The following is a 12257-nucleotide window of genomic DNA, read 5'->3' as shown; positions in this document are numbered from 1 at the left end:
ATGGGACTTTTTTTCTATACTCAAAAAGGCTCCATAATCTCTACAGTGGATTTACCCACTACAGAAATTATAGAGCCTTTGTTTTATACTCATTTAGTTTAACTTTCATTACTTTGACGATTGTGGAAACTCCGTTTCCTTATTTCCCACTTCCAATCATCTAGAAGATGTTTGGAACTCGCTTTGCCGTACTCCACGATTGTTACTGACTATCGTCAGTATGATTTCCAACCTTCAACAGTCCTTAGACTGTTGAAGCAGCCTGCAGCTCCTTGCCTAGTACTAAAAGTAAACGAAACAACTATATAGTAGATTGAAACAAAATGAGGACACTTATACTCCATAAAAATCGAAAGTAGACTAGCTTTCACAATTAAGAATGGTGAAGGTTGGAAATGAGAGTAGCACCGCTCATTTCCTTATAATCGAAGCCGAAGGTAGAACGAGCCTTCACCAAGGCAAGTGGACGAAGGAGCCTTTTGATTTTTAAAGAGTATTAGATGCTTGCTATAGAGTTTAATAGGATTAGAGTAGGCTTCTATATTGCCACATTATTTGTCCTGATCTTGTTTCAAATCACTATAAAATAGAATGTATCGGATAGATTAGCTAGGATAAATTAGTGGAAATAAGAAAACCACCAGCCTAGCTGATGGTTCGTAAGAAGTTATTTTACAATCGGAATTGACATCTCAATCAAATGGTCGGTATGAATGGTTTGAATGCCTGCCTGATCGATAATGTCGGTATTGATTTTGCGCTTGAGAAAGAAGTCACGAATTCGTTCGATCTCGGACATTTGAACAGCGCGGTACTTATTGCTAATCAAGAGTTCGTAGTGAAGCGGTGCTTGCGTAAAAATAACATCTGTGTTTCCAGCAGAATAGGTTTCCACTAGAAAAGCATCCGTATTTGCCAATTGATTTTGCACGAGCTGTGCTTGACTGTTTGTCGTATTGATGATTTTCATGCTTGACCTCCAACCTAATGATTCCCTGCATTTATTATAGCACTATTGAGGGTGTTTGACTAGTCTTAATTGTTCTTATGGGCTAGCTTCCATTGTTCAATCCCCCACTTGTGGCTTCCTCGTTTGAGCTTATGAATAGCAGTATCGACATCAAACCAAGCCAGATGGTTGAAGTCTTCAAGGGGGTTGCCTACTTTTTGGTAGCTCGTGATTTCATAGATGTAGGCAGGATTGTAGTAGTGGGTATCGCGATGGCGTGAATAGAAGTATTCATCTGCTTGACCATAATAGGTGCCAATTTCTGCTGTGAAACCAAGTTCTTCTAACAATTCACGTCCAAGGGCAGTCAAGTGGTTTTCACCTGCCTCGATTTCTCCTCCTGGAAGAAACCAGGCACCGTTGGGGGCTTGAACTAGGATGATATGCTCTTTTTGAAGATCGGGAATGACAGCATAGACACCGTAACGATGTTGATAGGTTACTCCTGTTTCTTTCTTACCGAATGTTGCGTGTGTCATAGGTCTCCCTCAATAGTGATTTTTTTATCATTATAGCATAAATATAGGAAAAAGAAAGTTTATTTTGCTTTTATAGAGATTGTTCCCTTACTGGTGAGGACAGCACGCAGATTTTTTTCTTCTGGATGTTCTAAATAGAAGTCTGTCAATGGATCTTCAATGTATTCTTGAATGGTTCTACGAAGCGGGCGAGCTCCCATTTTAGGATCATAGCCCAGGTCAACCAATTTTTCCTTGACCTTATCGGTTACATGAAGGGTAAGTCCTGTTGTTTCTAAACGTTTATTGACATCAAGGAGCATGAGATTAACGATATGGAGGAGGTTTTCCTTGCTGAGGGCATGGAATTCGATAATACCATCAAATCGATTCATAAATTCTGGGCTGAAGAAATGACTGAGCTGACCGAGGACAGAATGGGTGCGCCCTTCCAGAGAAGCACCGAAGCCGACACTAGCTTCTACTTTACCTGTTCCAGCATTTGAGGTCATGATGATAATGGTATCTTTGAAACTGACGGTACGCCCTTGTCCATCTGTCAAGCGACCATCATCAAGGACTTGGAGGAACATATGCATGACGTCAGGGTGGGCTTTTTCAATTTCATCGAGTAGAATGAGTGAATAGGGATTACGGCGGACTTTTTCTGTCAACTGTCCAGCCTCCTCGTAGCCAACGTAACCAGGAGGAGCACCGACTAATTTTGCAACGGCATGTTTTTCCATATATTCGGACATATCAAAACGGATCATATTATCAGCAGAACCAAACAATTCAATGGCTAGTTGTTTTGATAATTCGGTTTTTCCGACCCCTGTTGGTCCAACAAAGAGGAAACTTCCGATCGGACGGTTCGGTGCACCTAGCCCCACCCGGTTGCGACGAATGGCCTTAGCAATTTTATCAACGGCATCATCTTGACCGATGACGTGGGCTTTTAGGTCACTAGCTAGGTTAATCAACTGTGACTGTTCTTTTTCTTTCAAATCACCGACAGGGATATTGGTTTTTTGTTCAATAATTGCTTCGATTTCTTTTTCGGTAATGACTGGAATATCTTCATCGCTAATCGTTGCTTTTTGCATTTCCTTATACTTGGCGATTTGATCGCGGTAATAGGCTGCTTTTTCAAAATCTTCATCACGAGTTGCTTGGGTTTTGCGATTTTCAGCATCAATCAAGCGCTGGTCAATTTCTTTTGGATCAACGAAATTCAAGGTTAGGTTCATCTTCGAACCAGCTTCATCCAGCAAATCAATGGCCTTATCTGGTAGGAATCGGTCTTGAATGTAGCGATTGGACAAAATAGCAGCGGCTTCAATGGCTTCATCGGTGTATTTGACATGGTGATAGTCCTGATACTTACTTTGAATCCCTTTTAGAATAGTGATTGTTTCATTGACACTTGGTTCATCGACCTTGACAGGTTGCATACGGCGTTCCAGAGCTGCATCTTTTTCAATGATGCGGTACTCGTTGAGTGTGGTAGCGCCGACTAGCTGCATCTCGCCACGAGCAAGGGCAGGTTTCAAGATGTTGCCTGCGTCCATATTGCCGTCACCAGCAGAGCCAGCGCCAACAATCTCATGAATTTCGTCAATGAAGAGAATGATTTCCTTACGGTTCCGAATTTCCTCCATTAGCTTTTGCATGCGCTCTTCAAATTGTCCACGGATACCGGTTCCTTGAACTAGACTGACTACATCAAGGCGGATGACTTCACGGCCTTGGAGTTTTTGTGGAACATCGCCATCAACAATCTTTTGGGCTAGACCTTCGACAACAGCTGTTTTTCCAACCCCAGGCTCACCGATGAGGACAGGATTATTCTTGGTTCTGCGGTTTAGAATTTCGATGACTCGTTTGATTTCTTCGTCACGACCGATGACAGGGTCAATATCCCCACGGCGGGCAATTTCGGTTACATTAATGCCAAATTCTTCCAGCAAGCCTTTGGGCTGTTGTGGAGGAGGGGTGGACCCGCCATTGTTACCACGGTTACCACCACCTGATTGGGTAGGTGGGGTTTGGTTGCGAGGTTTTCCAGCAGGTGTATGCCCCGGAATACCACCAATATTATTGAAAAACTCGCTGAATGGATCCATATTATTTGGATTGGCAAGATCTCCCAGACCTTTTAAAATAGCATTATTAGGGTCGGTTTTCATAATTTGGTAACAGTTGTGGCAGAGGTCCACCTGTTGTTGTTTACCATTAAGATTTGTATAGAGATGAATAGTTGCATCGTTGATATTACAATTATGACAAAGCATGGGAATCCCTCTTTTCTATCGAATAGTTGCCTTTTTTTTATTCTTCAAATATGGAAGAATGATAGGACTAGTACAATCTGCAAGAGACAAATAGTCAATAAAGGTCAGATATAAGTTTATTATAACAATATTTAGCCAAATTGCAAGAATCTACTATTGATTAAATCAAGATACAAGCCCGTGAAGAACTCAAAGCGAAAATAGGAGATTGATGCAGTGTTCGATGAACACAAGACAATCTATCTTTTTCGCAAAGAGTTTAGGGCGAGTTCAATTACACCAAGATACAAGCCCGTGAAGAACTCAATTAAGATACGAGAGCGTGAAACGAGTAAAGCAAAAATAGGAGTTTTGACGCAGAACCTTGGTTCTAGGAAAAACTATCTTTTTTGCACAACTCGTAGCTCGAGTTCAATTAAGATGTGAAGCCGTTAAAAAACCGACTGAAAAATAGGAAATCGAAGCAGGTTGCTTGGCAACCAATGAGATTTATCTTTTTTCCGAGGTTTTAGGCTGAACTCAATTACATAAGATACGAAAGCGTTTGACATGAGTTTCACTCGTTTTATTTCCAACTTTCACCAGTCTGAAAGTGAATGGTGAAGTAATTCCTAGACAGAATAGAGAATTGAAGCAGGTTGCTTGGCAACCAATGAGATTTATCTTTTTTCCGAGGTTTTAGGCTGAACTCAATTACACAAGATACGAGAGCATTTGACACGCGTTTCACTCGTTTTATTTCCAACCTTCACCAGTCTGAAAGTGACTGGTGAAGCAACTCCTAGACAAAATAGACAATCAAAGCAGCTTGTCTTGCAAGCAATGGGATTTATCCTCGCTTTTTAGTTTCTCAGCCCGGGTAAACAAACCTACTCCACTGGATTAGGTCTATTGCTAGTGAGTTGCACTCTAGCGGTTGAAAGGCTGATCATGTATCAAGCAAAGGACTATGAGAGGAGCTATTACTGGGGGTGGCAAGAAGAAAGATAGATAAAGCAAGACTTTTTACAGGAAATGTGGTAGAATGTTTTTATAATAAGAATTAGGAGAAGTGATATGGAATCACATTTAGTGCGAATTATTAACCGTTTGGAAGCCATGACGACTGACGGTGGAACCTTAAAACGTAATTTTGAACGTGATGGAATTGTTGTTGCAGAGGTTGCTTACAACTTTGATGAAGAAAATGGTTCTGTCTTTACGCTTCGCGATGTCCAAGCACGTGAGACATATACCTTTGATAGCATTGACTTGATTGCAATGGAAATTTATGAATTATTGTACTAATTCTGACTAGAAATGAAAAAGCACCTCGGTGCTTTTTTTATGAAATGAATATTTAAACAAGAAAGTTGTATTTTTATTCAATAAATGCTATAATGTATGAAATAAACAGTGTGAAAAGAGGTAGAGAAATGGATTTTTCATTCCTTCCCAAGTATTGGGATTATTTTAATTATGGAGCGATTGTAACGCTGATGATAGCAGTCTTGGTTGTATTCTTCGGGAGTATTTTAGGAATGATGTTGGCATTTGCTCAACGTAGCAAGTTTTCTCCCTTGGCTTGGTTAGCCAATGTCTATGTCTGGATTTTCCGTGGAACCCCTATGGTGGTGCAGATTATGATTGCCTTTGCGGTTATGAACATCACGGCACCGACCTTTGAGTTGGGGATTTTATCCGTAGACCTATCTCGCTTGCTACCGGGCATCATTGTGATATCCATGAATAGTGGTGCTTATGTATCAGAGACAGTGAGGGCAGGAATTAACGCCGTCCCTAAGGGGCAGCTGGAAGCCGCCTACTCTTTGGGGATTCGTCCTTTTGAAGCCATGAAATCGGTCATCATGCCACAGGCAATAAAAAATATCTTGCCAGCTTTGGGAAATGAGTTTGTGACGATTTTAAAAGACAGTTCCCTCTTGTCTACAATCGGCGTAATTGAGCTCTGGAACAGTGCAACGACTGTTGCGTCAACGACCTATTTGACTTTGACGCCTCTTTTATTTGCGGCTGTTTATTATTTAATTATGACTAGCGTCTTGACGGTAGCGATTCAAGTATTGGAGAAACAGTTAAATAAAGGAGGGCAGGTACATGTGTGAGACTATTCTTTCGATCAAGAATCTTCATAAATCATTCGGTAAAAATGAGGTGTTAAAAGGGATTGACCTTGAGATTGGCAAGGGACAGGTAGTCGTCATTATCGGACCTTCCGGTAGTGGGAAATCAACCTTTTTACGAACCATGAATCTGCTCGAAGTACCAACCAAAGGTACGGTGACCTTTGAGGGGGTAGATATTACCGATAAGTCAAATGACATTTTCAAAATGCGGGAAAAGATGGGGATGGTTTTCCAGCAATTCAATCTTTTCCCAAATATGTCTGTTTTGGATAATATCACCTTGTCACCGATAAAGACGAAGGGATTAACAAAGGCTGAGGCAGAAAAAATTGCCTATGACTTACTTGACAAAGTAGGATTACCAGACAAGGCTCATGCCTATCCTCAAAGTCTATCAGGAGGACAGCAGCAACGGATTGCCATTGCACGAGGACTTGCGATGGCACCAGATGTCTTACTATTTGATGAGCCGACGTCTGCCCTTGACCCAGAAATGGTTGGAGAGGTGCTGGCTGTCATGCAGGATTTGGCTAAGTCAGGGATGACCATGGTTATTGTGACCCATGAAATGGGCTTTGCACGGGAGGTAGCTGATCGTGTCATCTTTATGGACGGCGGCCTTGTCGTAGAAGACGGGACACCGCAGCAAGTCTTTGAAGAAACTCAAGAAGAACGAACCAGAAATTTTTTGTCAAAAGTATTATAAAAATAACCGCTGGAGTTTATTCAGCGGTTTTGGCATACTGGTTGATTGTAGGAATGAAGGTACTAGTTATCAAATATACTTATTTCGTCTAACTTTTATTACTTCGACGATTGTGGAAACTCCGTTTCTCTATTTGGGATTGAAGAGTATTAGCAAAAGAATCTGTAAGAGAAGTAGGGGCTGTAAATACCACTTCTGAATGACCGGATTACCAGAGTGAGTCAAGAAAAAAGAACTTGTTTTTGCATCAGCTAAGAAAAGCTTAAAATATGTCTTATCCCATCTCCTGAGGGTGACAAAGTGCTAGGAGTAGGGATAAAATTTTGGTATAATGAAAAAAACGTAAAGGAGATGAAGATGACACGGATGGATGGAAAAGCTTTAGCAGCAAAAATGCAGGGACAGTTAGCAGCCAAGACGGCAGTATTAAAAGAAAAGACGGGAGTGGAGCCAGGTCTTGTTGTGATTTTGGTCGGAGACAATCCTGCTAGTCAGGTCTATGTTCGTAATAAGGAGCGCTCAGCTCTCGCAGCTGGATTTAGGAGCGAAGTAGTGCGTTTGTCTGATACGACGAGCCAAGAGGAGCTTTTGGCGGTGATTGATCGTTATAATCAGGATGCCAACTGGCATGGCATTTTGGTTCAACTTCCCTTGCCTGAGCATATGGATGAGGAAGCGATTCTCCTTGCCATTGATCCAGATAAGGATGTAGATGGTTTTCACCCCATGAATATGGGGAAATTCTGGAGTGGTCATCCTGTTATGATTCCCTCAACTCCTGCAGGTATTATGGAGCTCTTGCGCGAATATAGGATCAATCCTGAAGGAAAAAAAGCTGTCGTAATTGGTCGTAGCAATATTGTTGGAAAGCCCATGGCCCAGCTCTTACTAGATGCCAATGCGACGGTGACGATTGCTCATTCGCGAACAGAGAATTTATCTTCCCTTACTCGAGAAGCTGACATCTTAGTTGTAGCTATCGGTCGTGGGCATTTTGTGACCAAGGAGTTTGTCAAGGCAGGAGCAGTCGTGATTGATGTTGGAATGAATCGTGATGAGAATGGCAAGCTGATTGGTGATGTTGCCTTTGATGAAGTCAAGGAACTTGCAAGCCATATCACCCCTGTTCCGGGGGGAGTAGGTCCTATGACCATTACCATGCTCATGGAGCAGACTTATCAGGCTTGCAAGAGGCTTATTGCTTTACAAGCAAATGATTAAATCAACTCTAGGGACTATTCCAGACTGATGAAGGTTGGAAATAACACGAGTAACACTCGTGCCAGACGCTCTTGTATCTTAATGTAACTGAGTTCGGACTAAGAGCTGTGTAAAAAAGATAGATTTCCTCGTGTTCATCGAACACATCGTAAATCTCCTATTTTCGCTTTGAGTTTTTCACGGGCTTGGTATCTTGATTTAATTGAACTCGAGCTACGAGTTGTGCAAAAAAGATAGTTTTTCCTAGAACCAAGGATCTGCGTCAAACCTCCTATTTTTGCTTTACTCGTTTCACGCTCTCGTATCTTAATGTAACTGAGTTCGGACTAAGAGCTGTGTAAAAAAGATAGATTTCCTCGTGTTCATCGAACACTGCATCCATCTCCTATTTTCGCTTTACTCGTTTCACTCTCTCGTATCTTAATGTAACTGAGTTCGGACTAAGAGCTGTGTAAAAAAGATAGATTTCCTCGTGTTCATCGAACACGTCGTAAATCTCCTATTTTTACTTGGCTCTTGACGTCCTCACATCTTCATTGAACCCGCCCTAAACTCTTTGCGAAAAAGACAAATTCTCCTAGAAACTAAAGTTTCTTCGTCAAATTTTCTATTTTCGCTTTGAGTTTTTCACGGGCTTTGTATCTTGATTTTATTGAACTCGAGCTACGAGTTGTGCAAAAAAGATAGTTTTTCCTAGAACCAAGGATCTGCGTCAAACCTCCTATTTTTGCTTTACTCGTTTCACGCTCTCGTATCTTCATTGAGTTCTTCACGGGCTTGGTATCTTAATTGAAAGGAGTTTTATGCCAGATTATTTATCGGTGTCGTCATTGACTAAGTATTTGAAATTAAAGTTTGATCGGGATCCGTATTTGGAGCGGGTCTATTTGACAGGTCAGGTGTCTAATTTTCGTAAGCGACCTAGTCATCAATATTTTTCACTTAAAGATGAAAAGGCGGTGATTCAGGCAACGGTTTGGGCTGGGGTTTACAAGTCTTTTGGGTTTGAATTGGAAGAGGGCATGAAAGTCAATGTCGTTGGTAGGATTCAGCTCTATGAGCCAAGTGGTAGTTACTCCATTATTATTGAAAAGGCTGAGCCAGATGGGGTTGGTGCTCTTGCAATCCAGTTTGAGCAATTGAAAAAGAAACTGGGAGACGAGGGGCTTTTTCAAGATACATTCAAACAAGACCTACCGCAATTTGCACAGAAAATTGGTGTGGTGACTAGCCCTAGTGGAGCGGTTATTCGTGATATTATCACAACGGTAAGTAGGCGTTTTCCGGGTCGGCAAGTGCTCCTTTATCCAACAAAAGTGCAAGGAGATGGGGCAGCGGCTGATATTGCACATAATATCCGAAGGGCTAATGAGCGAGAGGACTTGGACCTTTTGATTATTGGGCGTGGAGGAGGCTCTATTGAGGATTTATGGGCTTTTAATGAAGAAGTAGTAGTGCGAGCAATCTTTGAGTCACGGATTCCTATTATTTCAAGTGTTGGGCATGAAACGGATACAACCTTGGCGGACTTTGTGGCTGATAGGCGGGCAGCAACACCGACGGCTGCGGCAGAGTTAGCGACACCGGTGACCAAATTGGATGTGCTGTCTTATCTGAAACAGCAAGAAAATCGGATGAGCAAGGCAGTAGGAAATCGTCTACTCTACCACCGTGAACGTCTAGAAAAATTAACCCATTCTGTGATTTTTAGACAGCCAGAGAGGCTCTATGATGCTTATTTGCAAAAATTGGATCACTTACAATTGCGCATGAAGCAGTCTATTCGCGAATATAGACATGAAGGGCAAAAACGCAGTCAGATCTTGCGGCAGCGTTTATTGGCTTGCTCCCCAGTCAAGCAAATAGCTTTTTACCAAGAAAAAGTAGCCCAACAAAAACGCTTGTTGCGCAATCATACTAGTGTCCTTTATGCTCAGAAAGACGCAGAAGTGAAACGCTTAGCAAATAGCCTTGTAATGCTGGATACCAGTCGTATTGTGGCAAGGGGCTATGCGATTGTGGAGCAAAATGGGCAGGTAGTTGATAGTATTCAAAAGGTTCAGATAAAGGAAAGTGTAACCGTTCAGCTCCGTGACGGTCACTTAGAAGTTGAGGTAAAAGATGTCAAAACAAAAGAAATTTGAGGAAAACTTAGCAGATTTAGAACAGATTGTAGGACGTTTGGAAAGCGGTGATATTGCGTTAGAAGATGCGATTGCTGAATTTCAAAAGGGAATGAAACTCTCAAAAGAACTTCAAGAAACGCTGAATCAGGCAGAAAAGACCCTGGTGAAGGTCATGCAGGCAGATGGAACAGAAACGGACATGGAATGAAGCAAGTAGAACGATTGGATTGGTTGGAGCGAGTGATGTTGGACTTTTATAGCGAAAAGTCCCTTGCCCCTCGTTTAGTTGAGGCGATTCTTTATTCGATTCAGGCAGGAGGTAAGCGCTTGCGTCCCCTTTTGTTCTTGGATCTTTTGGAAGGATTCGGTCTGACTTTGACGGAAGCTCATGTGCAGGTAGCAGCTGCTCTTGAGATGATTCATACAGGGAGTTTGATTCACGATGATCTACCTGCCATGGATAATGATGATTATCGTCGTGGTCGCTTGACTAGTCATAAGAAATTTGGTGAAGACATGGCGATTTTGGCTGGCGATAGCCTCTTTCTGGATTCCTATGCCTTGGTGGCAATGGCAGAGCTTCCAAGTCAGATTCGAGTGGAATTGATTGCGGAACTATCTAAAGCAGCGGGAACCTTTGGCATGGTCGGTGGACAGGTTCTCGATATGGAGGGAGAAAAGCGTCGTTTAACCCTTTCGGAATTGCAGACCATTCACGCCCATAAAACAGGAAAACTTCTTGCCTATCCATTTGTAGCAGCAGGAGTGGTGATGGAGGCTACGCTTCATATCAAGGACAGCTTACAAGAAATAGGTGAGTGGCTCGGCTTGGCTTTCCAAGTCCGAGATGACATTCTAGATGTGACTGCTAGTTTTGAGGAATTAGGAAAAACACCGAATAAAGACTTGGTAGCAGACAAATCTACCTATCCTGCCCTGCTTGGACTAGAGGAAGCGAAGGCATACTTAGAGAAGTGTCTGGATAAGGTGTCAGCAGGCTTGCTAGCCTTGGAAGAGCAGTCAGCTTTTCGGGCAGATAAGATTCGAGAAATAGTAGAAAGTTTACGATTAAATGGCTAAGGAAAGAGTGGATGTACTGGCTTACAAACAAGGGCTCTTTGATACGCGGGAGCAGGCAAAACGTGGGGTTATGGCTGGTTTAGTAGTTTCTGTTATCAATGGCGAACGTTATGATAAGCCCGGTGAGAAGATAGCGGATAGTACGGAGCTAAAATTAAAAGGGGAGAAGTTGAAATATGTCAGCCGCGGTGGTCTAAAATTAGAAAAGGCCTTGCGGGTATTTAACTTGTCTCTAGTAGGAAAAACAGCCCTTGATATCGGTGCTTCAACGGGGGGCTTTACCGATGCCATGTTACAAAATGGAGTGGATTTGGTCTATGCTGTTGATGTAGGAACCAATCAGTTAGCCTGGAAAATTCGACAGGATGAGCGTGTGGTTAGCATGGAGCAATTTAACTTTCGTTATGCACAGCCCAGCGATTTTGAATTTAGACCGCAGTTTGCAAGTATTGACGTCAGCTTTATCTCGCTCAGCTTGATTTTGCCAGCCTTATCAGCCATTTTGGCGGATGAGGGAGAAGTGGTTGCGCTTATCAAACCGCAATTTGAAGCAGGGCGTGAGCAGATTGGCAAGAATGGAATCATCAAGGACAAGGCTGTCCATCGCATGGTTTTGGAAACGGTAACTGCTGGTGCGGTGGTAGCAGGATTTACAGTCAAGGCCCTTGACTTTTCACCGATTCAAGGTGGTCATGGGAATGTGGAATTTTTAGCCTATTTAAAAAAAGAAAGTCCTGCTGAAAATCAAGTTGTCCCTGTGATTGAAAGGGTTGTAGAGCAAGCACATAAGGAATTTAAAGATGGGTAAAAAAGAACGTTTAGAGAAAATTAGAAGATTTGTGACAGATTTTGATATCGGTACGCAAGAAGAGATTGTCGAACATCTTCGGAAATCTGGTATGACTGCTACTCAAGCAACTGTATCACGTGACATCAAGGAGTTAGGGATTGTCAAGACACCCTTGAAGGATAATAGTTATATTTATGAGTTACCCCAAAATAAGGTATCTGGTTTAAAATTGGTTGAGAGAACTGTCTTGTCGTCTGGAAGATTGGACAATATGCTGAACTTGAGCTTGGTACCAGGAAGCACGGCATTTGTGAAAAATCAGATTGTTGAAGTATTTTCAGAGTTTATTTTTAGCATTGTTTCAGATGACGACACGATTCTGATTATTGCTAGGGATAAAGAGAAGGCACTTGAGATATTAGAAACAGTAAAAAGTTGGTAGGTTGT

At 42.1% G+C, this 12257-nt stretch carries 12 protein-coding genes; 9 read left to right on the top strand and 3 right to left on the bottom strand.

Going from position 1 to position 12257, the window contains the following annotated elements:
* Positions 1 to 667: 667 nt before the first annotated feature.
* The 3 genes from ACVPON_RS04585 to ACVPON_RS04575 all read right to left on the bottom strand — a co-directional run bounded on the left by ACVPON_RS04585 (position 668) and on the right by ACVPON_RS04575 (position 3761).
* Positions 668 to 970 (bottom strand): DUF1827 family protein, encoded by a 303-nt coding sequence (locus tag ACVPON_RS04585; protein WP_462876620.1) that lies wholly within the window; start codon positions 968 to 970, stop codon positions 668 to 670.
* Positions 971 to 1035: 65 nt separating this feature from the next.
* The gene (locus tag ACVPON_RS04580) at positions 1036 to 1488 is read right to left on the bottom strand and encodes an NUDIX hydrolase (protein WP_462876618.1); all 453 of its coding nucleotides are present in this window, start codon (positions 1486 to 1488) and stop codon (positions 1036 to 1038) included.
* Between the two features lie 59 nt (positions 1489 to 1547).
* The gene (locus ACVPON_RS04575; protein ID WP_462876616.1) at positions 1548 to 3761 is read right to left on the bottom strand and encodes an ATP-dependent Clp protease ATP-binding subunit; all 2214 of its coding nucleotides are present in this window, start codon (positions 3759 to 3761) and stop codon (positions 1548 to 1550) included.
* A 1056-nt stretch (positions 3762 to 4817) separates the two neighbouring features.
* Here ACVPON_RS04575 and ACVPON_RS04570 point away from each other — a divergent pair.
* The 9 genes from ACVPON_RS04570 to ACVPON_RS04530 all read left to right on the top strand — a co-directional run bounded on the left by ACVPON_RS04570 (position 4818) and on the right by ACVPON_RS04530 (position 12252).
* Positions 4818 to 5048, top strand: coding sequence for a DUF1797 family protein (locus ACVPON_RS04570; RefSeq protein ID WP_462876614.1), 231 nt, complete (start codon positions 4818 to 4820; stop codon positions 5046 to 5048).
* Positions 5049 to 5176: 128 nt separating this feature from the next.
* On the top strand, positions 5177 to 5866 hold the full coding sequence (locus tag ACVPON_RS04565) for an amino acid ABC transporter permease (protein WP_462876611.1): 690 nt from the start codon (positions 5177 to 5179) through the stop codon (positions 5864 to 5866).
* Positions 5859 to 6593 carry an amino acid ABC transporter ATP-binding protein gene (locus ACVPON_RS04560; RefSeq protein WP_462876609.1) on the top strand — a complete coding sequence of 245 codons (735 nt, stop codon included), beginning with the start codon at positions 5859 to 5861 and terminating at the stop codon, positions 6591 to 6593. The genes ACVPON_RS04565 and ACVPON_RS04560 overlap by 8 nt, the downstream gene beginning before the upstream one ends.
* Positions 6594 to 6950: 357 nt before the next feature.
* Entirely contained in the window at positions 6951 to 7814 is an 864-nt protein-coding gene (locus tag ACVPON_RS04555) for a bifunctional methylenetetrahydrofolate dehydrogenase/methenyltetrahydrofolate cyclohydrolase (protein ID WP_462876607.1), read from the top strand.
* A gap of 803 nt (positions 7815 to 8617) precedes the next feature.
* On the top strand, positions 8618 to 9958 hold the full coding sequence (gene xseA / locus ACVPON_RS04550) for an exodeoxyribonuclease VII large subunit (protein ID WP_462876605.1): 1341 nt from the start codon (positions 8618 to 8620) through the stop codon (positions 9956 to 9958).
* Positions 9936 to 10148 carry an exodeoxyribonuclease VII small subunit gene (locus ACVPON_RS04545; protein WP_462876603.1) on the top strand — a complete coding sequence of 71 codons (213 nt, stop codon included), beginning with the start codon at positions 9936 to 9938 and terminating at the stop codon, positions 10146 to 10148. The genes xseA and ACVPON_RS04545 overlap by 23 nt, the downstream gene beginning before the upstream one ends.
* A complete protein-coding gene (locus tag ACVPON_RS04540) occupies positions 10145 to 11020 on the top strand; it encodes a polyprenyl synthetase family protein (protein WP_462876601.1) in 876 nt (291 codons plus the stop codon). The genes ACVPON_RS04545 and ACVPON_RS04540 overlap by 4 nt, the downstream gene beginning before the upstream one ends.
* Entirely contained in the window at positions 11013 to 11828 is an 816-nt protein-coding gene (locus tag ACVPON_RS04535) for a TlyA family RNA methyltransferase (RefSeq protein ID WP_462876599.1), read from the top strand. The genes ACVPON_RS04540 and ACVPON_RS04535 overlap by 8 nt, the downstream gene beginning before the upstream one ends.
* Positions 11821 to 12252, top strand: coding sequence for an arginine repressor (locus tag ACVPON_RS04530; protein ID WP_462876597.1), 432 nt, complete (start codon positions 11821 to 11823; stop codon positions 12250 to 12252). The genes ACVPON_RS04535 and ACVPON_RS04530 overlap by 8 nt, the downstream gene beginning before the upstream one ends.
* The last annotated feature ends 5 nt before the right edge of the window (positions 12253 to 12257 follow it).

The organism is Streptococcus sp. 1F3 (assembly GCF_054968985.1).
Note: the sequence above shows the minus strand (reverse complement) of the source record. Positions and strands in the feature narration are given on the sequence as shown.

Bases quoted from the DNA above. Each gene is read 5' to 3' on its own strand.
- ACVPON_RS04585 (WP_462876620.1), bottom strand. From the start codon at position 970: ATGAAAATCATCAATACGACAAACAGTCAAGCACAGCTCGTGCAAAAT.
- ACVPON_RS04580 (WP_462876618.1), bottom strand. From the start codon at position 1,488: ATGACACACGCAACATTCGGTAAGAAAGAAACAGGAGTAACCTATCAA.
- ACVPON_RS04575 (WP_462876616.1), bottom strand. From the start codon at position 3,761: ATGCTTTGTCATAATTGTAATATCAACGATGCAACTATTCATCTCTAT.
- ACVPON_RS04570 (WP_462876614.1), top strand. From the start codon at position 4,818: ATGGAATCACATTTAGTGCGAATTATTAACCGTTTGGAAGCCATGACG.
- ACVPON_RS04565 (WP_462876611.1), top strand. From the start codon at position 5,177: ATGGATTTTTCATTCCTTCCCAAGTATTGGGATTATTTTAATTATGGA.
- ACVPON_RS04560 (WP_462876609.1), top strand. From the start codon at position 5,859: ATGTGTGAGACTATTCTTTCGATCAAGAATCTTCATAAATCATTCGGT.
- ACVPON_RS04555 (WP_462876607.1), top strand. From the start codon at position 6,951: ATGACACGGATGGATGGAAAAGCTTTAGCAGCAAAAATGCAGGGACAG.
- xseA (WP_462876605.1), top strand. From the start codon at position 8,618: ATGCCAGATTATTTATCGGTGTCGTCATTGACTAAGTATTTGAAATTA.
- ACVPON_RS04545 (WP_462876603.1), top strand. From the start codon at position 9,936: ATGTCAAAACAAAAGAAATTTGAGGAAAACTTAGCAGATTTAGAACAG.
- ACVPON_RS04540 (WP_462876601.1), top strand. From the start codon at position 10,145: ATGAAGCAAGTAGAACGATTGGATTGGTTGGAGCGAGTGATGTTGGAC.
- ACVPON_RS04535 (WP_462876599.1), top strand. From the start codon at position 11,013: ATGGCTAAGGAAAGAGTGGATGTACTGGCTTACAAACAAGGGCTCTTT.
- ACVPON_RS04530 (WP_462876597.1), top strand. From the start codon at position 11,821: ATGGGTAAAAAAGAACGTTTAGAGAAAATTAGAAGATTTGTGACAGAT.